This window comes from Chitinophagaceae bacterium (assembly GCA_016713085.1).
In the GTDB taxonomy this organism is placed as follows: domain Bacteria; phylum Bacteroidota; class Bacteroidia; order Chitinophagales; family Chitinophagaceae; genus Lacibacter.
The window spans coordinates 96,560-121,684 of record JADJPV010000006.1 but is presented as its reverse complement, the minus strand read 5'-3'; the positions used below and the strand labels follow the sequence as shown (position 1 = coordinate 121,684).

Here is a 25,125-nt window from a genome sequence, read left to right as displayed (position 1 = left end):
AGAGAGACTGCTTTAGATATTATCTCAACCGGTCCATGCTTTTGATAAGCTTTTCATCTTTTCGTATACCAATGATTGCAAGAATAAAAAAAACAGGAATAGCAAATGAAACAGCAGAGGTTAAAGTGAAATTTCCTGCTACAAATTTTTGGGTTTGCAGAAAATAAAGAACCAATGCTCCAACCTGTAATAATAATCCAAGTAAAGAAAGTTGTGTCTGCACTTTACGGTTCTTAAACAGGAAAAGAGCTGCAAATGCTGCCAATGCAACAGCAACAGCCAGTATCAGCAAAAGAAAATGTGATGTGCCATTTAATTCTTCAAATAAATTGTTGTCTTTATTGCCACTGTAAAACGACAGTTTTAAGGTAGCCAGTGAACCGGCTCCTGCCAATAAAAGCCAGATAGATTGTATGCGTTGTATCATTGATAAGTTATAAGTATCAGGTAATATGTTTTAAGTTAATAGTCATTCAATGAAACTTCATCACAATTCAGGATACAATGGAAACTGTTCCATGAAAGCATTCACTTCTTTTCTGATTGCTGTTAAAATTATTTCGTCGTCTGCATTCATCAGGCTGCGGTCAATTACATCAACCACATAATCCATATGATCTTCTTTCATGCCTCTTGTAGTGATAGCTGCAACACCGGTACGGATGCCACTTGTTACGAATGCACTTTTATCATCAAACGGAACCATGTTTTTATTGGTGGTAACATCAGCTTTACCCAACACCTGTTCTGCTTTTTTTCCACTGATGTTTTTATTGCGGAGATCAATCAGCATTAAATGATTATCTGTTCCATCAGAAATGAGTTTGTATTCCCTGCTTACAAATGCTTTGGCCATTGCCTGTGCATTGAGCTGAACCTGTTTGGCATAAGCTGTAAATTCATCGGTAAGAATTTCGCCAAACGATACTGCTTTGGCCGCAATTACATGTTCCAAAGGACCTCCCTGCTGTCCGGGGAAAACGGCCATATCCATGAGGTTGCTCATCATTCTTGTATTGCCTTTTACATCTTTCAATCCAAATGGATTTTCGAAATCTTTATGCATTAAAATAATGCCGCCTCTTGGCCCACGTAAAGTTTTATGTGTTGTTGAAGTAACGAAATGACAATGTTCAAACGGAGAGCCCAATAAACCTTTTGCAATCAATCCGGCAGGGTGAGCCATATCGCACCATACAAAAGCGCCAATTTCATCAGCTACTTTACGAATGCGTACATAATCCCAGTCACGGCTGTAAGCACTGGCTCCACAAATGATGAGCTTTGGTTTTACTTCCCTTGCTTTGGTTTCCAGCATTTCATAATCAATAAGACCGGTTTCTTTTACCACCCCATAAAAATGCGGTTTGTATAATTTGCCGCTGAAGTTAACTGCTGATCCATGTGTTAAATGACCGCCCATGCTCAGATCCAGTCCAAGAATATCATCTCCCGGCTGAATAATGGCACTCATTACTGCTGCATTGGCCTGGGCGCCGCTATGTGGCTGCACATTGGCATATTCGCAACCAAAAATCTCTTTTAAGCGATCGATGGCTAATTGTTCAGTTTGATCCACAATTTCGCAACCGCCATAATAACGACGGCCGGGGTAGCCTTCAGCGTATTTATTGGTTAACACACTGCCCATTGCCTGAATCACCTGTAACGATGTGAAGTTTTCAGAGGCAATCAATTCAATTCCGTGGCGCTGACGTTCTAATTCCTGGTTAATGAGGTTGAAGATGGCTGTGTCTCTTTGCATGAGTATTGATGAGTTTATTTGTTGCTTGGTTATAAAGAAGCTGGATTTTCGATCCGTTTATCAAAATCCCCCTGTTTCTGCTTTCGAGCCGCAAAAATAAGCCGTGCGGTTTAGTGATCTGTTAATATGGCCATTTTTTTATAAACAAGCTTCTTACATGGGTCGCTCCGTTTATTCAAAAAGTCCTACATTGCCGCTTCGATTACACGAAGCTTATATTAATGAAAGCAATAATTCCGGTGGCAGGTGCAGGAACAAAACTGCGGCCACATACATATACACAACCCAAGGCCCTCATTCCCATTGCGGGAAAAACGGTGCTGAGCATCATTGTAGATCAACTGCATGAAGCCGGTGTTCATGAATTTGTATTTATCGTTGGCTATTTGGGCGATAAAATTCATGATTACATTAAGGAAACCTTTCCTCATATTCACAGCACATTTGTTACACAGAATGAACGGCAGGGGCTGGGGCATGCAATTATGCTGTCGAAAGAACATGTTGCAGGTGACGAAGCCATCATTGTACTTGGTGATACGATTTGCGAATATGATGTAAAAGAAGTGCTGCAGAGTGAGCAGTCAATGCTGGCTGTAAAGAAAGTGGATGACCCAAGAAGTTTTGGTGTGGCTGAAGTGGATGAAGACGGAAAGATTTTAAAAGTGGTGGAAAAGCCGCAAATTCCAAAAAGCAATCTTGCTTTGGTAGGTATTTATAAAATCAGGGATACACATATGTTGTACGATTGCCTGGAACTGAATTACAGGGATGGGGTAAAGAACCGTGATGAATACAGCTTGACTGATGCATTGCAGTGTATGATTGAAAAGGGCTCGAATTTTAAATCGTTCAAAGTTTTAAACTGGTTCGATTGCGGTAATAAAGAATCCCTGCTTGAATCAAATTCAACATTGCTGAAGAAATTCGGCACATCTATCTCACCCGATCACCGTTTTGAAAATGTAATTGTAGTTGAGCCGGTAAGCATCGGCAAGAACTGTGAAATTAAAAACTCCATCATCGGTCCCAATGTGGCTGTAGGTGATAATACAACCATCAACTATTCCATTGTTAAAGATTCCATCATTGGCTCCTATGCCGATCTGTTTGATATTGTGCTGGAAGATTCACTCATTGGCAGCGATACAGAAGTAAAAGGTGAAACACGAAGTTTGAATATTGGTGATAACACCGAGATTGATTTGGGATAAGCAGAATTTTGTGGTTTATAGTTTGTAGTTTATTGCTTTCTTTTACTTAAAACTTATTACTTACGGCTTATAACTCTCCTTCATGTTCAGTAACAGAATCACTCAACTTTTTGGTATTGAAAAACCCATCATCCAGGCAGGAATGATCTGGGCCAGCGGATGGCGGTTGGCAAGTGCAGTAAGCAATGCAGGTGGTTTAGGAATTATCGGCAGCGGAAGCATGTACCCCGAAGTGTTGAGAGAACATATTCAAAAATGCAAAGCCGCAACTTCAAAACCTTTTGCAGTAAATGTTCCATTGCTTTATCCTGATATTGATAAACATATTTCCATAATCATTGAAGAAGGAGTAAAGATTGTTTTTACCAGTGCCGGTAACCCAAAAACATGGACATCGATCTTAAAAGAAAAAGGAATTACTGTTGTGCATGTAATCAGCAGCAGCAAGTTTGCACTCAAAGCACAGGAAGCAGGTTGTGATGCAGTGGTGGCAGAAGGTTTTGAAGCAGGTGGACATAACGGGAGAGAGGAAACAACCAGTATGGTATTGATTCCGGCAGTGAAAAAAGCCATTGATATTCCATTGATTGCTGCAGGAGGTATTGCTACCGGAAGACAAATGCTGGCAGCGATGGTATTTGGTGCAGAAGGCGTTCAAATAGGAAGCAGGTATGTTGCCAGCGAAGAAGCAAGCAGCCATTTGAATTTTAAACAGGCAGTGATCAACAGCAATGAAGGAGATACAATACTTACATTAAAACAACTGACGCCGGTACGGTTGATAAAAAACGATTTTTATAAATTAGTACAGGATGCTGAGCAAAAAGGCGCAACTCAACAGGACCTGATACAATTACTGGGAAGGGCAAGGGCTAAGAAAGGAATGTTTGAAGGCAATCTTGCAGAAGGTGAACTGGAGATTGGCCAGGTAAGTACGTTACTCGATACTATTTTACCTGCTGCGGTAATTACGGAAAGTATCTGGCGTGAATTCCGGGAAGCATTGGCAAATCCAATAGGTTGATTAACAATTCCAATACTTTCAGAACAATTTAACAGGTTCATGTGTCATAAAAAGACGAAAAAAATGTTTTAAGTTCTGTAACTTTAAACCTCTTATCATCGTAAAACAATTGTTATGAAGAAAATACTTCTCGCTGCCGTTTTAATGACCGGCTTTTCAGTTGTTAGTCGTGCAGGTGTTGACGACAGAAATGAAACAGGCTCTGTTCAGGGTACCATCTTTGATGCAGAAACCAAAAAGCCTGTTGCCAATGTAACTTTTACAGCAACAATTAAAAAGGCATCTTTCCAGAAGGAGATTATGACAGATGCCAACGGAAACTTTAAGATCAGTAATGTTCCCGTAGGTGAGCAATCAATTATAATTGACAAAGTAGGATATAAGGCTTCCAGGAAAGACGGGATTATTATAAAGGAAGGAATAGTTTTAAAAGTTGACTTTGAAGTAATTGAAGCAGAAGAAGAAATACATCAGCCTTTTATTGCACCCATTACGATTCATTCTTTTTAGGTAATTATCAAATAAAAAAATGCCTCAGCAATTGCTGAGGCATTTTTGTTTCCGGTTGTTTCCGTTTATGATTTTTTGAAAGCCCATTTGGCCATTTCTTTCATGGTTACTTTTTTACCGTACAATAAAATTCCGGTTCTGTAAATTTTTGCACTCAGCCATGTGGTACACAGGAACCCACCAATGAGTGAAATCATTGATAAACCCAGTTGCCACCACGGAACTCCAAATGGAATTCTCGCCATCATAACAATGGGTGATGTAAATGGTATAACACTTCCCCAAAATGCAAGTGAACCACCGGGATTTTGAACAGCATTCATCATAATAAAAATGGCCAGGATAATTGGCAGCATAATCGGCATCATCAATGACTGTGCTTCCTGCGGATCTTCATTTACTACACTTCCTACTGCTGCAAATAAGGCTGCATAAAATAAATATCCAAATAAGAAATAGAAAATAAAGCAGGGAATAATTAAACTCCAGTTTGGAGTTGATAACGTTGTTGTTACATTTGCTATCATGAATTGAATGGAACTGCCTTGGGACATTGGTGACATTCCTTCGTTCATATGTTTTGCCTGTTCCAGGATCTCTGGTGAAATAAACAAACTACTGAGGAAGGACAGTGCAAAAATGAGAATGATCCATAAAAACAACTGTGTTAATCCTACAGCTGCAATACCAATGATCTTACCCAGCATCAGTTGAAATGGTTTTACACTGCTCACCATTACTTCTGCAATACGATTTGTTTTTTCTTCCATTACACCACGCATTACTGCTGCACCATAAATAAACAGAACAATATAGATGATGAAACCGCTGATATAACCAATGGCCAGTGCAAGCATCTTGTTGTCTTCCTTTATTTCAGTTCCCTTTACCTGGTAAGAACGGTAGTTGAGCGATTCTTTGCTTTCACTTTGCTGGCGAATGGAATCAAGTGTGGTTCTTGTTACGCCACGTTCCATCAGCATCTTGTTTTCATTGATCTTCTGTATCTGGTTTTTGATTGATTCGTCAGTACCAAGACCCAGCTGCTTTTCAGTATACAATCTTACTGAATCGGCTTTTTGTTTATCAGCAGAATAAATAATCAATACCCCTTCAAAGCCTTTTTCTTTATAATTGCTTCTGTCAACTCCGTCAGGGTAACCAAAGTCAACAGCTGAACCGGTTTTGAAATTGTTCTTATACATTCCGCTTTGATCATTCACGGCAATCTTGCGTTGTTCGGTTCCATTGGCGCCAATGAATGCACCGCCAAAAATGAGTGCAAACATGAGCAGTGGAAACAAGAAAGTAGAAAGCAGAAATGTTTTGTTACGGACTCTTGTAACATATTCTCTTTTGATGATGATGAGTATCTTATTCATGTAAATGAGGTATTAAGCAGTAATGTGTTCAAATTGTCTTGCAGTGGGTGTTCCTTCCACCAGTCTTATGAAAATTTCATTGAGTGAAGGAAGTATTTCATGATAGGCAATGATGCCGCTTTGCTGGTTAATGAAATGCATCAGCACATCATTTGATTTGTAACCTTCATTAATTTTTACAGTAAGGTTATTCGCCTTCTGTTTTACAATGGAGAAAGAAGCATGTTGCAATACGGCAGGTAAATGATCCACTTCCGCAGTAAAAATATTTTGTTTAAACTGCTGCTTGATATCTTTCACTGTTCCGTCAAGAATTTTGCTGCCCCTGTTCACCAGTACAATATGATCGCAGATTTCTTCCACCTGTTCCATTCGGTGTGTACTGAAGATGATGGTGGTTCCTTTCTGTGCAAGGTTGTAAATTTCATCTTTAATGAGGTTTGTATTTACAGGATCCAATCCGCTGAAAGGTTCGTCCAGTATCACCAGCTTTGGTTCGTGCAGAACAGTTGTAACAAACTGAAGTTTCTGGCTCATTCCTTTTGAAAGGTCTTCTACTTTCTTATTCCACCAGCTCTCCATTTCAAATTTTTCAAACCATTCCTTCACTTTCACAAAGGCTTCTTTCTTACCCATGCCTTTTAATTGCGCCAGGTACATTGCCTGTTCGCCCACTTTCATCTTTTTGTACAGTCCACGTTCTTCGGGCATGTAACCGATATTAATAACGTCTTCAGTTGCGTCGAATTTTTTTCCATTGAGGTTGATAGTACCTGCATCAGGATAAAAAATTCCTGTGATCATCCTGATCAATGTTGTTTTACCTGCACCGTTGGGGCCAAGCAAGCCAAAGATGGATCCTTTGTGAATGGTAAAGCTGATATCATCAACAGCTTTTTGCGAAGAGAAGTATTTCTTCAGGTTCTGAACTTCTAAGATTGTGCTCATATTGATAGTTAGTATACTGAGTTGGAAATTTGTTACAAGGTAAGCGCAGGAAAATCAGGAAAAAATATTTGTTGATGAATGGTTCATCTGCTGCGCAATCATATGGGCAACCCGTTCACCATCCATGGCAGCACTCACAATTCCGCCTGCATAACCTGCCCCTTCACCACAGGGATAGATTCCTTTTATCTGGGGATGCTGCAAGGTTTCATTATCTCTTGGAATACGCACAGGGGAGGATGTTCTTGATTCTGTTGCCACTGCAATGGCTTCATTGGTAAAATAGCCCCGCATCTTCTGGCCAAATGCTTTGAAAGCAAGACGAAGATCTTCAAAAACAAAATCGGGCAATACAGTGGCCAATGACACGCTGTTGATACCGGGCAGATAAGAACAATCGGGGAGTGACGAAGATGTTTTCTTTTCAAACATGTCCACCATTCGTTGAGCAGGAGCAACAAATTTGCCACCACCTGCATCAAAGGATTTTTGTTCAATGGCCTGTTGAAACTTCATCATCAGCAACGGATCATTTTCTGAAATAGCTGAATCAGGCTTTTGTTTTTTGAAATACTGTACAGCATCTTTCATCTCAATCGTTACAACCATTCCACTGTTTGCAAAAGGATTGTTGCGTTTGGAAGGACTCCATCCGTTTACGACCAATTCGCCTGCTGAAGTTGCTGCAGGAGCAATAATGCCACCGGGGCACATGCAAAAACTGAAGACGCCTTTTCCCTTTACCTGTTCCACCAAACTGTAAGATGCAGGAGGTAAAAACTCATCACGAACAGGACAACGGTATTGAATAGAATCGATTAATGTCTGCGGATGTTCTATTCGCACACCTAATGCAAAGGGTTTTGCTTCAATTAAAATATTGTTTTGATGAAGTAATTCAAAAATATCTCTTGCACTGTGCCCTGTTGCAAGGATTACAGCATCGGCATGAATTACTGCTGAATGATTCACCTGAATTCCTTTCAATGTGTCTTTCTCAACAATAAAATCAGTAAGCTTTGTTTCAAAATGAATTTCAGCGCCGCAGGAAAGAATAAATTCTCTCATAGCAGTAATGATATGCGGCAATTTGTTGGTGCCGATATGCGGATGACTCTGGTATAGAATTTTTTCTTCAGCACCAAAACGAACAAACAGTTGCAGAATACGGTCTATGTTTCCTCTCTTACTGCTGCGTGTATATAATTTGCCATCACTATAAGTACCTGCGCCACCTTCACCAAAACAGTAGTTGCTCTCCGGGTTAATTTCTCCTTCCTTATTTAACAGCGCAAGATCCCTTCTTCTTGATCGAACATCTTTTCCTCTTTCAACAACAATTGGTTTAATACCAAGCTCAATTAATTGTAAAGCAGCAAAAAGTCCTGCCGGTCCTGCACCCACAATAATCACTTTGAACCGTGCATCATGCACATCTTTAAATGTAAAATCAATTTTTTCCCTTTCCTGAACAGGCTCATTGATGAAAGCTAATACACTAAGATTAACCCAAGGTTGCTTACTTCTGGCATCAATTGATTGTTTAATGATATGGAATCCATTAACAGAAGCTGCATTTACACCGGCATATTGTGCAATTTGCTCATGTATAATGTCCTGATTGGATGCCTGTGAAGGCAGAAGGCGAAGTGTAATTTGCTGTTGCATGTGTCGGGTAATTAACCCAAAAACATTAAGTGAAGGCCAAAGATAGCTTTTGTTTTATGTTTGAAAAATTTCCATGTATTTATTAAAAAACTGTTTTTTGTGCTGGTAAAAACAACTACCTTCCAATTGTTACAACCTGCATATGAACAAGGCTACTATCCATTTAATTTTTGCATTCTGCATTGCATTCTTTTTTTCCTGCAATCCATCATACAGGGCGGCAGCAGTTCAATACAAAGATTATCCTGTTGCAAACACAAAAACTGATTCATCTTTTATTACATTTCTTCAACCCTATTCTGACAGTGTGAATGGCAGCATGAATACTGTGATTGCAACATTGGCAGTGGATATAGAAAAAAAACAACCCGAAGGAACATTGGGTAACCTGATGGCAGATGCAATGAAGATAACAGCTGAAAAATATTATGCAACACAGGTTGATGCTGCTTTTGTGAATTATGGTGGCATCAGAATACCCAGTGTTAAAGCAGGAAACATTACAAAAGGGAAGGTGTTTGAGTTGATGCCATTTGACAATATCATTGTGCTGCAAAAAGTACCGGGAAAAATATTTAAGCAATTTTTAGATCATATTGCATCAAGAGGCGGATGGCCGGTTTCAGGATTAAGCATGGAAATCAAAAATGGGAAAGCTGAAAATGTACTAATCAATGGAAAAGCATTAGATGTAAATGCTGTGTATACCGTTGCCAATTCAGACTATGTGACTAATGGCGGCGATCAATGCGATATGTTGAGACCAATTCCACAGATCAATAAAGGAGTCTTGCTGCGGGATGGGTTAATTGAATATTTTACATCATTTACTAAAGCCGGAAAACAAATTACTGTAACAATTGAAAACAGGGTGATCAATGCTCAATAGAAGAAAATTTATTCAGCAAACAGCTTTTACTGCAGGTGCCATCATGGCTTCCCGCTGGGCGGAAGCTGCTGATCCGGGAGTTCAGCGGTTGACGATTTTGCATACGAATGATGTACACAGCCGACTTGAACCGTTTCCAATGGATGGAAGCCGCAACCAGGGTTTGGGTGGAGTAGCTGCCCGTGCAAAAATGATTGAAGATATCCGTTCACAGGAAGAGCATGTGTTGTTGCTTGATGCTGGTGATATTTTCCAGGGCACTCCTTATTTTAATTTATATAAAGGTGAACCTGAAATAAAGGCCATGACGAAAATGGGGTACGATGCTTGCACTATGGGTAATCATGACTTTGATGGCGGACTTGAAAACTTTGCAACACAATTGAATCATGCAGAGTTTCCTGTGCTGTTATGTAACTATGATTTTACAAACACAGCAATGGAACATAAATCTGTACCGTACAAAATATTTAAGAAAGGAAAACTAAAGATAGGAGTTACAGGTGTTGGTATTGAAATGAAAGGGCTGGTTCCGGATAATTTGTTTGGAAATACAGTTTATCTTGATCCTGTTCAGAAAGTAAATGAAACGGCAGCAATGCTGAAAAAAGAAAAGGATTGTGATCTGGTGATCTGTTTATCACATCTTGGGTATCAGTATAAAGAAGATATCAACAGAATCTCAGATTTGATCCTGGCAAAAGAAACCGAGCATATCGATTTAATAATCGGAGGACATACACATACTTTTTAAGTGAACCGGTGTTAGTAAAGAACAAAACCGGAGCTGATGTTTTGGTGAATCAGGTAGGCTGGGCGGGCATTCAGCTGGGAAGATTGGACTATGAATTTTCAAGGTTTAAAAAGAAAAATCTGGCGCAATCAACCCCACTTGTAATAGGTAAAAAATCAGGGGAATAAAAAATTTTTTTTTCCACAAAAAGTGTTGATATTCGCTGTCCCCCCTAATTTTTTTATGATGGTTTCATTATAAGAAAACTGAGAAAATAACAGTAAAATTATTAACTCATTATATAAACTGCTTTAGGAAAAATGACGACAACGGCTGATCAGGTATGGAAAAGTTGTTTAACCATAATTAAGGATATCGTAGAATGGCAGCATTTTAAAGACGTGGTTTGAGCCGATTAAACCGGTTGAGCTGAAAAATAAAATTCTTACTATCCAGGTTCCCAGTCAGTTCTTCTTTGAATACCTGGAAGAACATTATGTAACACTGCTTGCCAAAACGCTGAAAAGAGAATTAGGAAAAGATGCGAATCTTGAATACCGCATCATGATGGATAGTGGCAATAATAACAACCAGCCGATTACAATGGATGTACCCGGTCATGGTTATAAAACTTATACAAATAACGAAATGGATTTTCCGCTGGTGATAAGCAATCCTGTAAAGAACCCGTTTGTAATACCGGGTTTAAAAAAGGTTCAGATTGATCCTCAGCTCAATCCTAACTATACATTTGATGCATTTATAGAAGGTGACTGCAATCGTGTTGCACGCCGTGCCGGTAAAACCGTTGCCGATAAACCGGGTGCTACTTCTTTCAATCCATTGGTTATTTATGGTGGTGTTGGTTTAGGAAAAACGCATCTTGCCCAGGCAGTAGGTAACGAAGTAAAACGTCAGCATCCTAATAAAGTGGTGTTATATGTAAGCTCAGAAAAATTCATCAATCAATTTGTTGATCATAGCCGTAACAATGCCATTAATGATTTCATCCATTTTTACCAGTTGGTAGATGTTTTGATCATTGATGATGTGCAGTTCTTTAACCGTGCAGAGAAATCGCAGGATGCATTTTTTGCCATCTTTAATCATCTTCACCAGAGCGGTAAGCAATTGGTGCTTTCATCTGATAAACCGCCAAAAGACCTCGAAGGTGTTCAGGAGCGTTTGTTGAGCCGTTTCCGTTGGGGTTTGAGTGCTGATCTGCAAATGCCCGATTATGATACCCGTATTGAGATACTGGAAAAGAAAATGAAGAATGACGGGCTGGAAATGCATAAGGATGTGGTAAAGTACATTGCTTATAACATTAATACCAATGTAAGAGAGCTGGAAGGTGCATTGATTTCATTATTGGCACAATCCTCGCTGAATAAAAAAGAGATCGATCTTGATCTTGCTAAAAAAGTGCTGAAAAACTTCGTTAAAACATCATCCAAAGAAATTACAATCGACGCTATCCAGAAAATGGTGTGCGATTACTTTGATGTGCCTTATGAGAAGCTTTTGCAAAAGACCCGTAAAAGGGAAATCGTTCAGGCAAGACAGATTACAATGTATTTGGCTAAAACCTTTACAAAGAATTCGCTTAAAACCATTGGTGAACATTTTGGAGGCAGAGATCATACAACGGTTATCCATTCCTGCCAAACAGTAAAGGATTTGATGGATACAGACAGCATGTTTAAAGAAAGTGTACTGGAGTTGCAGCAGAAAGTTCAGCTGGCTGCCATGTAACTGCATTATAATAAATTATCGATCCCAAATTTCATCTGCGGAATTTGGGATTTCTTTTGGCACTTTACCAAGAGTCGGCTATTTTTGCAGCCCCTTAGGGGAAACTGCTTTCGCTAAAGTTTCAGCAGTTTATTCGGGAAGTAGCGCAGGCCGGTAGCGCACCTGGTTTGGGACCAGGGGGTCGCAGGTTCGAATCCTGTCTTCCCGACAAGCTTTAAGCCTCACAGAAATGTGGGGCTTTTTGTTTTCATTCATCTGCTGAGGTGAAACTAAGTCGTAAACAGCCTGAAAAGCAAGTTTTAGATACTGATTTATTCAATTCTTACACCGTAAACAGTTATTCATATACCCATCATACCGTTTGGAAGACTGTTATTGATAATTACTTTTTTTTATTGCAATTTTAAGAATGAAAATCTCCGTAAAGCAGCATGTTATATTCTGGCTTGGTTTTATTACATGGGATATTTTGCAGGCCGTCGTTTCTTACTCAACTTCCCCGCAAACATCGTTTTCGCCCGATATAATGCTGGCAGTATATGCTACTCTTATCAGCGTTATCTGTAAAATCATTCTGTTCTATGCGGTGTTCTTTTTTACATTAAGGCCAATGATTTCCGGGAAGAAAAAACCTTACCTGCCCGTTTTCTTAGCGGCAATTTCAGTATTATTTACCCTGCTGCTGTCAAGGGCAATTATGTTGTATATATCTCTTCCATACATATATGATATTCACCCGAAAAAATTCGTTTTTTTAATCTGGAGGGATTGATCTTTAATCTTTTGAGTTGTTGATCCCGGTTTGTTTACTGATTATTTTTGAGTTGTTCAGATATTCAAAATCAACAAAGGAAAAAGAAAGTAAACTGGAGAAAGAGAAACTAAAAACTGAACTGAATTATTTAAAAGCTCAGATCAACCCTCATTTCTTATTTAATGTGTTAAGTACTGTTCATGCGCTTACACGGCACCAGGCACCTGAAGCAGCGAATGTGGTTGTAAAGCTCTCTCAATTGATGCGGTTTATGCTGTTTGAAGCAAGGAATAAACAGGTGAGTATTGAAGATGAGGTAAAAGTGCTCGAAGATTATATTGAATTGCAGCAAATACGATTCAAACAAAAACTTACAGTAAACTTTACAAAGAGTATGGATGATGAATCACAAAAAATTGCCCCTTTAATTTTGCTTCCATTTGTTGAAAATGCATTTAAGCACGGAGCATCCGAAAGCAGGTTTCAATCATTTATACATATTCAACTCAGAGTTGAAAAGGAAAAACTCAACTTTGTTGTTGAGAATTCTTATGAACCGGCTGAAGATGTTATTATTAAAACAGGAATTGGACTGGCAAATGTAAAACGGCAGCTGGAATTGATTTATCCTGGCCATATCCTGAAAATTGAAAAACAGGAAAATATATTTAAAACGGCACTAACGATTAATCTTACCAGCAATGAGGAAATTGGCGTGTTTGATAATTGAAGATGAACAGATACTGGCTGAAGTATTGGCTGAGTATGTCAGTAAGGTTCCCTTTCTGGAATTGAAAACAATTCTGAACGATGCCATTACTGCATTGGAATACCTGGAAGAAAATGAAGTGGATTTAATTTTTATTGATATCAATCTTCCAAAATTGAAAGGAATTGATTTTATTAAAATGGTACCTGTGTCAGCAAAATTTATTATCACCACTGCTTATCATGAATATGCGCTGGAAGGGTACGAATTAAATGTAGTTGATTACCTGCTTAAGCCTGTTGAGTTTAACCGATTTTTGATGGCAGTTAAAAAAGCAGCTGAGATTGAAAAGAAACATGTTCCAAAGGGAGCAGTTGAAAAAAGTGAAGGCCACGGCTATCTGTATATTAATATGAATAAAAGAAGGGTAAAGGTTAATTTTTCTGAAATTTTGTTTATTGAAGGAATGAAGGAATATGTGAAGATTCATATATCAAAAGATAAATGGCTGATGACAAAACTTCAAATTGGCCAGATACAGGAATTATTAAATGAAGAATTTGTACGTATACACCGTTCTTATATTGTTGCTAAAAGTAAAGTAACATCCTACAACCATATGGAAGTTAATGTTGGCACTATTGTATTACCTGTAGGAACCAACTATAAGGAATCTATTTCAGGCGAACTGGAGAAATAAGTTTTCAATTTCTGACAACCTCTCTCAAATAATTGAAAGTCCTTTGTCTGTTCTTTGTACACTTCAACCTGCTATTCGTTGAATAGTTGAAAATTCTGTAGTACTCACTGTTATTTTTACTTCTTGGTTTAGATTAATTAATGATTTATGTTCTTTATGCCCACGCATTTTGTTTTTTAGCAGAAGTACGGGTATAATGTTTTCTCATGTTGTGCAGGTGGTTTCTACTACCTGCTTTTTTTTGTTATTAATGACATCTGTACTCTGAATGAATATTAATTTCAACATAATAAATGCATAGGTAAATAAGGTTCTGCCTGTCTTCCAGTCATTTCTTACACTTTGACTATCTGAATATACATTCAAATAAAAAAGATAAACAGGAATAATTACACACACAATCTCTTTTCATACACAATAAAATGGGTTTCGTTGAATAGCTGTTTTTGAAGTGCAGCACATGCATCAGTTCAACTCTCTTTTAGTTTTATCTATTGTTCAAACTAAATACTATCTGTATGAGAAAATTGTTTTTAATTATTCTGTCACTGGTGATCTGCATCAGCTTTCTGCAAGCACAGGTCACAACCGTTTCAGGAAGGGTGGTAGATTCTGCAGGCAAACCTGTTTCAGGAGCTTCTGTAACAATTACAGGTTCTAAAAAAGGTACTGCAACAAATTTAAATGGTGACTTTTCTATTGAAGCTCAAAGAAATCAAACACTGAGAGTTTCCGCTGTTGGATTTGAACCATTAACTTTTTCACCCGGAACAAATCTGCTGTTAACACTCACACAACTTTCAACTGCTTTGCAGGAAGTTGTTGTTACGGCATTGGGTATACGGCGTGAAAAAAAGGCGTTGGGCTATGCTGTTGCTACCATTGATAAAAAGCAACTGGAGCAAAGACCCGATGGTGATATTGCCCGACTTCTCAGTGGTAAAGCACCGGGCGTTGATATTCTTGCTTCCAGCGGTATTTCAGGAAGCGGAACAAATATTCAGATACGGGGCGCTAATTCTATTACAGGTGGAAGTGATCCGTTATGGGTAGTTGATGGAACACCCATCAGTGGTGCAACCAATCAGCAAACAAATGTGATTTATGGTAACCAGACTTCAAGCAGGTTTATGGATCTGGATCCAAACAATGTGGAAAGCATCAGCATCCTCAAAGGATTAAGTGCAACCGTATTGTATGGTGAACAGGGACGGAATGGAGTTATTCTGGTTACTACAAAAAATGGCGCAGGCAGAAGAACAAATAAAAAAGCGGAGGTAACATTCACGCAATCTTATTTTACAGTTCAGCCTTCCAGTTTGCCAGAGCTTCAGAATACTTATGGTGGTGGATTTTCACTTACCGGGGGGTTTGCATTTTTCAGCAACTGGGGACCAAAGTTTACGACTACCTATAAGCGCTTGCCTCATCCGTATTCGCAGGGAATTCAGGCAGGATCATTTCCTCAGCTGGCAAATGATTCAATTGAGTTTAAACCGCATGATAATTTCAAGGCTTTTTTTAAAGACGGGAAGGTGTTAAATACTGCTGTAAATGTTTCTGCCGGGTTGGGTGCAAACGGAACGATCAATGCAAACTTCAGCCGTTTAAGCGACCAGGGATTTCTTGCAACAAATAAAGTATCAAGAAACAATTTTGGTTTGGGAATTAATACAAAGCTGCTGAATAATATTACAATAGGAGGAACCATCAACTATGTAATTAATAATTTTCAAAGTCCAACAACTTCACAGGGCGGAGCAAGTGGTGCACAATCAGGTGGCGCAGGTGTGTTTGCCGATTTAATGTATACACCAAGAGCAAATGATCTGGCAAACTGGCCATATCAAACTCCTGACGGCGCATCAGCATATTACCGTCCGGATAACAGTATTCAGAATCCCGTATGGACTTTGCATAACTCCTTAAACTATCAGCAAACAAACCGTGTATATGGAAACTTCAATGTAAAATACAGTCTGCTGAAAAATCTCGACCTGTTATACCGGGTAGGATATGATTACTACAATGAAAATCACATCTTAACCATTAACAAGGGTGGAGTAACCAGATCAGCAGAGCTTGAATATACAAAAGGGATCTACCGTACCATCAGCGCAAACAATAAAATATGGGATCATTCTCTTATTGCACAATATCAAACCGATTTCAGTTCAAAGCTGAGGTTTGACTTAACCGGTGGGTTTAATGCGAATGAAGAATTATATGATCAAACAGGGATGAAAAGTACAGATCAGCTTGTATTTGGATTATTTGATCATTCCAATTTTATTAATCATGATACAAGAGCCGAGGACGGCACTGATATGGATCTGAAATCTGCGGTTCAGAGTGTTGGAGTTTTTGCGCAGGCCGGCCTCAGTTACAATGAGTATGTTTATTTTAATATTGGTGCAAGAAATTCATGGTCTTCAACACTTGAGAAAGCAAACCGTTCCCAGTTTTATCCAAGTGCAAGTATTTCATTTGTTCCAACTTCAGCACTTGCTTTCCTGAAAGGAAACAGAATAATAAATTATCTGAAGCTGAGATCAGGTTATGCAACAAGTGCAAACTTTCCGGCTCCATACCGTACAAGACCATCATTGATTATTTCAACCAATGATTTTGTAACAAGAGGGGGTGCGGTTGTAAATACAAATACAATCAGTAATACATTGGCAAATCCAAACCTGAAACCTGAGTTGCTAAGAGAATTTGAAACCGGTCTTGAAGCAAGGCTGATTAACAACAGGGTATCAATTGATTTTACCTGGTATCAACGTACATCCAGTGATCAGATTCTTACAAGACCACTCGATCCATCAACAGGTTTTGAAACAACAACGATTAATGCGGGTGATTTAGTAAATAAAGGAATTGAATTAGGTGTTGGAGTTACTCCTGTTAAAACAAGAAATTTAACCTGGCAGGTTGATGTGAATTTTTCAAGAAACAGAAGTATGGTAAAAAATTTACCTGCTGAAATTGCACAGGTTCAAACCGGAGGTTTGTTCAGTAATATTGGAAATTTTGCGATCAATGGTCAGCCATTTGGAGTTATCAAAGGAACTTATTATCAAAAAGATCCTAAAACAGGCTTACGAATTGTTGGCCAGGACGGATATTATATTCCTTCAACTGAATCAGTGATCATTGGCGATCCAAATGCAGACTACCGCTTAACAGCTATCAATACCGTTTCGTTTAAAGGATTTGAGTTCCGTATGCAGTGGGATTTAACAAAAGGCGGAGTAATCTATGCCAATTCTGTAAACACACTGATTGCCCGTGGGCTTTCAAAGTCAACAGATGTTGACAGATCCATTCCAATCATATTACCGGGAGTAAAACAGGATGGAACGCCGAATGATATTCAAACTTCTATTGACCGTGCTTATTTTAATACCTATCTCGGAGCACATGAACAATACCTGTATGATGCAACAGTGTTCAGGTTAAGAGAACTGTCATTATCATATGCGTTGTCATCAACCATGTTATCGAAAACTCCTTTCGGAGGAATATCATTCTCTATCAGCGGACAGAATCTATGGCACAAAGCACCTTATTTTCCTGAGGGATCAAATTATGATCCTGAATCATCAAGTGGCGGTGTAAGTAAAACAAGAGGGTTTGAATTTATGACAGGTCCGCAATCACGCAGAATTGGTGCAACAATTAAAGTAACCTTTTAAAACAAACAGCAATGAAAAAATTTAAAATATTCTTACAGCTGGCAATTGCATGTTTCCTGTTACTTGCCAGTTGCAAAAAACTCGACAACAGATTGACCAATCCAAATTTACCAGCCCCTGCAACGGCTGATGTTGATTTGTATTTAAACTATGTGCAAATTTCTTTTTCCAGTTTTTATGCAAATAACGGGGCAACCAGTAATCAGCCCGGTCTATCTGAAAATGGAGAAGAGATGACACGTATGGAATATATGGCTTCCAGAACGTATAAAGATTTATATGGCCCTGGGTCATTTGACGGAGCATGGCGTGATGCTTATCAGAATGTATTTAAAAATGTAAATGCATTGCTTCCCATTGCACAGAAATCAAACAGGTATATTCATACAGGTATGGCAAAAGTGATCAAAGCATATACCGCTGCCACACTGGTTGATTACTTTGGTGATGTGCCTTATAAAGAAGCTAACCTTGGTATTGACAATACAAATCCTGCTGCTGATCCCGGAAGGCAGGTGTATGATTCTGTTTTTGCATTACTCGATGATGCCATTGCAGATTTTAATAAAGTAACAGCACTTACACCGTTGCCAACTAATAATTTGTTTTACACTGGTACCGCTCCAGCGCAGGCTGCCAGCTGGAGACGTGCAGCAAAAACAATAAAACTAAAACTGCTCAACCAGGTAAGACTGGTTGATAATACAGCGAAAACAAAAATTGATGCATTGTTAACCGATGGCGAATTAATCAGCACCGATGCGCAGGCACTTGTTTACAGGTACAGTTCAAAAGCATTAAACCCCAACAGCCGTCATCCAAAATACAGTATTTATTATACCGATAACGGAGCAGGGGATTATATCAGTAACTACTTTATGTATGTTGTATATGAAGAAAAAGGTATTGGGCTTGATCCACGCTGGCGTTATTATTTCTACAGGCAAATTGGAAATGTAACAGTGTTGCCTGTAACAACATTGGAATGTGCCAACAGTATTGCACCTCCGCATTATCCTGCAGGCACACCTTTTTGTTATGCAAATATTGCTGGTTTTTATGGCCGTGATCATGGAAACGACAGGGGTATTCCGCCAGATGCATTGCAACGCACAGTATGGGTCATTTATCCTGCCGGTGGAAAATTTGATAATGATGAAAGGGCAAAAATCAGCGGCTCAAATGATGGTGCACAAGGGCAGGGAATTATACCATTATGGCAACCGGCTTTTACAGATTTTGTAAAAGCAGAAGCAGCACTTACTTTAGGAACAGCGGGTAATGCAAGAACATTACTTGAAGCTGGTGTAAGAAAATCTATTGCAACAGTAATTGCATTCCCGGCTACAATAGGTACAGCAATTCCTGCAGCAAGGGTACCAACTGAAGCTGCAAAACAGGCTTATGTTGATAAGGTTTTACAGTTGTATGATGCAGCAGCAGATAATAATGCAAAACTTAATGTGGTGATGAAAGAATATTACATTTCTCTTTGGGGGAATGGCATTGAATCATACAACAATTATCGCCGTACAGGAATGCCAAAAAATATGCAGCCGAATCTGAATCCTACTCCCGGGCCATTTATGCGTTCCATGTTTTATCCTGCAACATTTGCTGACAGAAATAAAAATGTTACACAAAAAACAGTAACCAACATAAAAGTTTTCTGGGATAATAACCCCGATGGTATCTATGTCAATTAAACTATTTCAAGAAAAAAATATGGATATACTATGTGGCCAAAAAATCAATAAAAATATACACATGAAAAGAAACTATTCTATATCAATCTGGCTGCTGCTGTTACTGCTGTCATGCAATAAGCCAAAAGATTTTTATAACGAACTGGGGAAAGGTGCTTACTTAACATTTGTAAGCTCCAACAACCTGTTAAACGGAACAGATGCTGCAGCAAGTGTAAATATTGTTGTCAGTTCAGTTGGTGCTGAAATTGCAAGTGTAAACCTGTATGTTGCTGCAACGGCTACAACTGATAAAACAAAATGGAAGCTGATCAAGAATGTGGCATTTGCCGGTGAAACAAATATTACCGCCACCAATGCTCAAATAGCTTCGGCTTTAGGTCTTACAGCCGGAAATCTTCCACCTGGAACGGTATTTAATTTTTACAATGAAGTTGTTACAAAAGACGGCAAAACATATTCTTCCATTAATACAAGTGCCATTGACTTAGAAAATCAACTTGCATTTAATACAGCTCTCAGATGGACAGGTACTGTTGTTTGTCCCTATAACGCAGCTTCCATAGCCGGTACATACACTGTAATTAGAGATGACTGGCAGGATTGGGTGCCCGGCGACCTAGTACAGGTAACAGCCGGAGCCGGTGCCAACCAGGTAAACTTAAGCCAGGTTTGGCCAAACCCTGCTTTTGCTGCAGTGGTAACACCATTAACGATTAATGTAGATCCAACGACTGGTGTTGTTACTGTTCCAGATAATGTAACATTTGGTGATTACGGAGCATATAAAGCAATCACCCGTGGAGGCAGTACAGGTTTTGTATTTTCCTGTACAGGCAGGATAACGATCAGGGTACATATTGATGCCCCTCCATTTGGCGACCAGGGATTTTCACAACTTATTTTAGAAAAATAAGAACCCCGGTTTCTTGCAACGTTCAGTTTAATAAAGAAAGTGGGCCTCACAGAAATGTGGGGCCCTGTTTTTAAGAATTCTGAATAAAAAAAGAGTTCATTGCATAACAATGAAGGGTGATGTAATGAAATAATAAGGGTTTAAAGTTTTATTGATGATCCCCTTATCTGCAGTTCAGGGGTAAGCACTCGTTTTTCAAATTCTTTCACTGCCCGTTTGCTTTCTACCAGCTGCAGTAATAATTCTGTTGCTGCTCTTCCCATTTCTTCAGCAGGCTGACGGATAATAGTAAGCGGCGGATCAACCAGCTCAGCAATATCTGAGTTAGAAAAACCAACCAGTGCAATATCTTTCGGAACATGCATGCCTCTTCGTTTTAATGTGCTTAAACAACCTGTTGTGAGTTTATCGCTTGTAGTAAAAAGGGCATCTGGTTTTTGTTTTAAAGTCAACAGGTTATTAACGGCTTCTTCCACTTCAGAAAAAACCATGCCGCCATAAAAGCAGTGCTGAATAAATTGTTTATTGGGAGTAAGATTATATGCTTTTAGTGCATCCTGGTAACCGGCAAGCCTTTCAGCAGTAATGGATAAAAACTCTGAACCCGCAATTGCTGCAATTTTTCTGAAACCGTTTTTTATGAGATGCTCGGTGGCTTCATATGCACCTTTATAATTATCAATAATGACTTTATGTGTATTAATTTCATCATGCACCCGGTCAAATAAAACAATGGGCATACCTCTGTCGTGCAGTGCCATCAGGTGCGAAAGATCGCTTGTTTCAGTTGAAAGGGAAATCAGGATGCCATCTACTGATCGGGAAGCCATGTATTGCAGATCAATTACTTCCCGGTCGTATGATTCCCTGCTCTGGGAAACAATTACATTATAACCCTTGTCGTAGGCAATGGATTCAATTCCATTAATAATCTGTGAAAAAAAGTTATTGGCAATTTCGCAAACAATGACACCAATGGAACGGCTTCTTTTTTCTTTCAGGCTGAGGGCAATGGGGTTGGGCTTATAGTTCAGTTTCTCTGCACAGTCAAGTACAAGCTGCTTTGTTTCTGAACTGATTTCATAACTGTCACGTAAAGCCCGTGAAACAGTTGAGGTGGAAAGGCCAAGTGCTTTGGCAATATCTTTAATTGTTACAGCTTCAAACTTCATGAGCAGTCATAATTCAGGGTTAAAGGTACTTGTTTCGGCTTTCTAATGCTCATACCGGATGATAAATGGTAAACAAGCTATTTTCTATCCCCTTTTACAGAGGGTTTTTGCCTGTTTTACATGACATCGTTATCGGGAACGATTGCGTAAATAAATGAATTTAAATCCTTTTGCGGTAATGAAATTGTGCATAGTCTTGTTCCGTTAACAGGACGGATTTGCTTGCAGAAAAACGAATATATCATTCTACACATTTGCCAAATCGGTTAACGATTCAATTTCAAATTCATTATTTAAAACTTGTTTCAGCTGTATGTAAGTGCAGTGAAAAACAGGTAACACTTTAAACCAAAGCACACAGTATGAAAAATTATTTCTTCCTGCTTATGCTTCTAATGTGCAGCACAACCCTATTTGCACAAACAAGACAGATAAAAGGAAAAGTAACTGATGAAAATGACGCACCCCTTTTTGGTGTTTCGGTTGTAGTTGCGGGTTCTAAACAGGGAACTCAAACAGATGCAAACGGAAATTTTAAACTTGATGCTCCCGGTACAGGAAAGGTTTCATTGGTTTTCTCTTTTACAAGTTATAAGCGGGTTACAGTAGTGAGTGATGGAACCAGTGAGGTTCAGGTGAAACTGGAAAAGGATGTAACTGCATTGGAAGATGTAGTTGTAGTTGGTTATGGAACAAGTAAGCGAAAAGATCTTACAGGAACCGTTTCATCAATAGGAGGGCCTGAGTTATCAAAAATTCCTGTTTCCAGTGCAGCAGAAGCTATCACAGGGCGTTTGCCCGGTGTACAGGTAACAACCACTGATGGTGCCCCCGGGGCAGAAATCGTTATTCGTATTCGTGGTGGAGGTTCTGTATCTCAGGATAACTCACCGTTATATATTGTGGATGGTTTTCCGGTGAACAGTATCAATGATATTGCTCCTGCCGATATTGCTACTATTGACATTTTGAAAGATGCTGCCACTTCAGCTATTTATGGTGCAAGAGGTGCCAATGGGGTTGTAATCATTACCACAAAATCGGCCAAGCCAGGTAAAACAACCATTTCTTATAACGGGTTTGTTCAGGCACGTACTCTCCCAAGAGAACTGGAAGTATTATCTCCTTATGAATTTGTTCTGGCAAACTATGAATATGCCAGGTTGAGATCACAGACAGATGTAGATAATTTCTCCAAATACTTTGGTGTGTATGAAGATTTAGAATTGTATAAATACCAGAAAGGAACAAACTGGCAGAAAGAGTTATTTGGCAAACCTGTTTTTTCACAACAGCATAACCTGAGTATTACAGGCGGTACAACAAAAACAAAATTCAGTTTTAGTGCAACAAATAATACCGACCAGGGTTTGATGCCCGGATCTGGATATCAGCGTAATTATCTCAACTTTAAATTAAATCATGATGCTTCAAACTCGTTAAAGTTTGATTTCACTTCACGTTTTGTAAATACTGTAATAGACGGGGCCGGTTCTTCCGGTACATCCAGTTTCAGAATTGGTGATGCAATCACAACCCGTCCGGTAAACGGTCTGGCTGACATTATTGAACTTGATCCTACCGGAACTGATGATGATTATGAGCAATTCCTGAAAAGTTTAATTAATCCATCAAAATTAATTGAACAGGATTACCGCAAAAGATTAAGCAACACCTTAAATATGAATGTTGCATTAACATGGGCAATCCTTAAAGATCTTTCTTTCCGTTCAGAGTTTGGTCTTGATTTAGGAATGGGCCAGGCCAAACGGTATTACGGGCCATTAACCGGTGAATCAAGAAACGCAGGTGGAAATCTTCCTTTAGGCGAAATCACCAATTCAAATACAAGAGGCTACCGGTTCACGAATACACTGAACTATAAAAGTCATATAGGAAAGCATGATTTTTCAGTACTAGGCGGGCAGGAAATTTTGGCTACCGGTATGGGATTTTCAGAATTTAACCGTGCAAAATATTTTGCTGAGAATATTCAACCTGAGAATCTTTTTGCAAACATGACGCTGGGTACTCCTGACAGGCATACAACAACTGTTTTTGCAGGAGCAAAACTGGCTTCTTTTTTTGGACGGGCAACCTATCAGTATGATTCAAGATACCTGCTTACTTTAACAGCAAGGGCTGATGGTTCAACTAAATTTGCGGCAGGCAAGCAATGGGGCTTGTTCCCTGCTGCTGCATTTGCATGGCGCATGTCAAGCGAAGAATTTATGGAAGACGTAAAATGGGTGGATGACTTAAAATTCAGATTAAGTTATGGCGAAGCAGGTAATAACAGGCTCGATAATGATTTATTCCGTGTACTGTTTCAGCCAACAGATAACCGGCCTATTGGCTTTGGTGATGTAGCACAACCTTATTACGGATATTCTTCATCCTTGCTGCCAAACCCTCTCATAGCCTGGGAAACAACCATTACACGAAATGCCGGATTTGATTTTACCCTTTTCAACAGCAGATTGAGCGGAGGACTTGATCTTTACTGGAACACAACAAAAGATTTGCTGGTTGAATCCGATATTCCTCAAATTACGGGGTTTTCAAGACAGCAGCAGAATGTTGGTCAAACATCTAACAAAGGTGTTGAGCTGGCTCTGAATGCAGTGCTGATTCAAAAGAAAGACTTTCAGTTATCAGCTAATTTTAATATTGGTATAAATAAAGCAAAAATTGACAGGCTGGATGGTGTGAATGAAAAACCATTTATGTCGAACTGGGCAGGAACTGATTTGAAAACGCAGGATGATTACAGGGTATATGTAGGACAAACAATTGGTTTGATGTATGGATATGTTACAGATGGAATGTACACAACAGCAGATTTTGACAGTTATAATTCTGTTACAAGAGCATATGTTCTGAAAGCAGGAGTACCAAGTATAGGATCATTCCTTGGTGGTATAAGTACAAGGCCCGGTGTTACCAAAATAAAAGATTTGAATGGGGATGGTGTAATTACAGCTGCTGACAGGCAGATAATAGGAAGTGCACTGCCAAAACATTCAGGTGGTTTCGGGTTAAATGCAGTGTTCAGAAATTTTGATTTCATGGCACAGTTTAACTGGGTGTATGGCAATGATATTTACAATACAGGAAAAATATCTTTCAACCAGTTTTACAGAACTACTTATGGTAATATGCTGAATACAGTGAACTCTGACAACCGCTTTAAATACATTGATGCTGCCGGTAACCTGGTTACAGATTTAACCGAGCTGGGGAAATTAAATGCCAACGCTACAATTTGGTCACCATTTTCTTTTGGTAATGCCACACCTGTATTTCATTCATGGGCTGTTGAAGATGGGTCCTTCTTACGTTTGAATAATGTGTCGCTTGGATATTCACTGCCGAAGAAAGTAATTTCAAGAGTGGGGATGACGAAATTGAGAATTTATGCAACAGTTTATAATGCGTTATTATGGACAAAATATTCAGGTTATGATCCGGAAGTAAGTTCTATAAGAAGCAGTTCGTATTCACAGCTTACACCGGGTGTTGATTATTCTTCATACCCAAAAAGCCGGAACTATACATTGGGACTTAACGTAACGTTCTGAT

At 39.0% G+C, this 25,125-nt stretch carries 17 protein-coding genes, 1 tRNA gene and 2 pseudogenes; 14 read left to right on the top strand and 6 right to left on the bottom strand.

All coding sequences use genetic code 11. The annotated features are described in order from the left end of the window. Positions 1-19: 19 nt before the first annotated feature. Both IPK31_21335 and IPK31_21330 read right to left on the bottom strand, forming a co-directional pair. The gene (locus IPK31_21335) at positions 20-427 is read right to left on the bottom strand and encodes a DUF4293 family protein (GenBank protein MBK8090234.1); all 408 of its coding nucleotides are present in this window, start codon (positions 425-427) and stop codon (positions 20-22) included. A gap of 60 nt (positions 428-487) precedes the next feature. Further along, positions 488-1,765, bottom strand: a complete 1,278-nt coding sequence (locus IPK31_21330) for a serine hydroxymethyltransferase (protein ID MBK8090233.1) — start codon at positions 1,763-1,765, stop codon at positions 488-490. A 221-nt stretch (positions 1,766-1,986) separates the two neighbouring features. On the opposite strand from IPK31_21330, the gene IPK31_21325 reads away from it, so the two are divergent. The 3 genes from IPK31_21325 to IPK31_21315 all read left to right on the top strand — a co-directional run bounded on the left by IPK31_21325 (position 1,987) and on the right by IPK31_21315 (position 4,513). After that, positions 1,987-2,979 carry an NTP transferase domain-containing protein gene (locus IPK31_21325; protein ID MBK8090232.1) on the top strand — a complete coding sequence of 331 codons (993 nt, stop codon included), beginning with the start codon at positions 1,987-1,989 and terminating at the stop codon, positions 2,977-2,979. An 82-nt stretch (positions 2,980-3,061) separates the two neighbouring features. Beyond that, positions 3,062-4,003, top strand: a complete 942-nt coding sequence (locus IPK31_21320; GenBank protein ID MBK8090231.1) for a nitronate monooxygenase — start codon at positions 3,062-3,064, stop codon at positions 4,001-4,003. Positions 4,004-4,117: 114 nt separating this feature from the next. Further along, entirely contained in the window at positions 4,118-4,513 is a 396-nt protein-coding gene (locus IPK31_21315; GenBank protein ID MBK8090230.1) for a carboxypeptidase regulatory-like domain-containing protein, read from the top strand. Positions 4,514-4,578: 65 nt separating this feature from the next. Here IPK31_21315 and IPK31_21310 read toward each other — a convergent pair whose 3' ends face one another. From IPK31_21310 to IPK31_21300, 3 genes are read right to left on the bottom strand one after another with little or no spacing between them, the layout of a single operon-like run. Continuing rightward, positions 4,579-5,895 (bottom strand): ABC transporter permease, encoded by a 1,317-nt coding sequence (locus IPK31_21310; GenBank protein ID MBK8090229.1) that lies wholly within the window; start codon positions 5,893-5,895, stop codon positions 4,579-4,581. 12 nt (positions 5,896-5,907) lie between these two features. Continuing rightward, positions 5,908-6,843, bottom strand: coding sequence for an ATP-binding cassette domain-containing protein (locus tag IPK31_21305; GenBank protein ID MBK8090228.1), 936 nt, complete (start codon positions 6,841-6,843; stop codon positions 5,908-5,910). Between the two features lie 54 nt (positions 6,844-6,897). Further along, positions 6,898-8,511, bottom strand: coding sequence for an FAD-binding protein (locus IPK31_21300; protein MBK8090227.1), 1,614 nt, complete (start codon positions 8,509-8,511; stop codon positions 6,898-6,900). A gap of 142 nt (positions 8,512-8,653) precedes the next feature. Here IPK31_21300 and IPK31_21295 point away from each other — a divergent pair, with 142 nt between their 5' ends. The 10 genes and pseudogenes from IPK31_21295 (at position 8,654) to IPK31_21250 (ending at position 20,371) form a co-directional block, all read left to right on the top strand. Continuing rightward, entirely contained in the window at positions 8,654-9,400 is a 747-nt protein-coding gene (locus IPK31_21295) for a 5'-nucleotidase C-terminal domain-containing protein (protein ID MBK8090226.1), read from the top strand. After that, positions 9,390-10,321: pseudogene (locus tag IPK31_21290) on the top strand (metallophosphatase). The gene IPK31_21295 and the pseudogene IPK31_21290 overlap by 11 nt, the downstream one beginning before the upstream one ends. Positions 10,322-10,453: 132 nt before the next feature. Further along, positions 10,454-11,888, top strand: a pseudogene (gene dnaA / locus IPK31_21285) (chromosomal replication initiator protein DnaA). Positions 11,889-12,022: 134 nt separating this feature from the next. Continuing rightward, a tRNA-Pro gene (locus tag IPK31_21280) sits at positions 12,023-12,096 on the top strand. 201 nt (positions 12,097-12,297) lie between these two features. Next, the gene (locus IPK31_21275) at positions 12,298-12,660 is read left to right on the top strand and encodes a hypothetical protein (protein MBK8090225.1); all 363 of its coding nucleotides are present in this window, start codon (positions 12,298-12,300) and stop codon (positions 12,658-12,660) included. Between the two features lie 52 nt (positions 12,661-12,712). After that, positions 12,713-13,372 carry a histidine kinase gene (locus tag IPK31_21270; GenBank protein ID MBK8090224.1) on the top strand — a complete coding sequence of 220 codons (660 nt, stop codon included), beginning with the start codon at positions 12,713-12,715 and terminating at the stop codon, positions 13,370-13,372. Beyond that, a complete protein-coding gene (locus tag IPK31_21265) occupies positions 13,344-14,051 on the top strand; it encodes a response regulator transcription factor (protein MBK8090223.1) in 708 nt (235 codons plus the stop codon). Before IPK31_21270 ends, IPK31_21265 begins: the two co-directional genes overlap by 29 nt. Positions 14,052-14,569: 518 nt before the next feature. Next, on the top strand, positions 14,570-17,749 hold the full coding sequence (locus tag IPK31_21260) for a SusC/RagA family TonB-linked outer membrane protein (GenBank protein MBK8090222.1): 3,180 nt from the start codon (positions 14,570-14,572) through the stop codon (positions 17,747-17,749). 11 nt (positions 17,750-17,760) lie between these two features. Then, positions 17,761-19,455, top strand: a complete 1,695-nt coding sequence (locus IPK31_21255) for a SusD/RagB family nutrient-binding outer membrane lipoprotein (GenBank protein ID MBK8090221.1) — start codon at positions 17,761-17,763, stop codon at positions 19,453-19,455. 61 nt (positions 19,456-19,516) lie between these two features. Further along, a complete protein-coding gene (locus tag IPK31_21250) occupies positions 19,517-20,371 on the top strand; it encodes a hypothetical protein (GenBank protein MBK8090220.1) in 855 nt (284 codons plus the stop codon). A gap of 140 nt (positions 20,372-20,511) precedes the next feature. Here the strand turns inward: IPK31_21250 and IPK31_21245 are convergent, their stop codons facing one another. Further along, the gene (locus tag IPK31_21245) at positions 20,512-21,543 is read right to left on the bottom strand and encodes a LacI family DNA-binding transcriptional regulator (GenBank protein MBK8090219.1); all 1,032 of its coding nucleotides are present in this window, start codon (positions 21,541-21,543) and stop codon (positions 20,512-20,514) included. 362 nt (positions 21,544-21,905) lie between these two features. Between IPK31_21245 and IPK31_21240 the strand changes: the two genes are divergently transcribed. Then, the gene (locus IPK31_21240; GenBank protein MBK8090218.1) at positions 21,906-25,124 is read left to right on the top strand and encodes a TonB-dependent receptor; all 3,219 of its coding nucleotides are present in this window, start codon (positions 21,906-21,908) and stop codon (positions 25,122-25,124) included. Position 25,125: the final 1 nt, after the last annotated feature.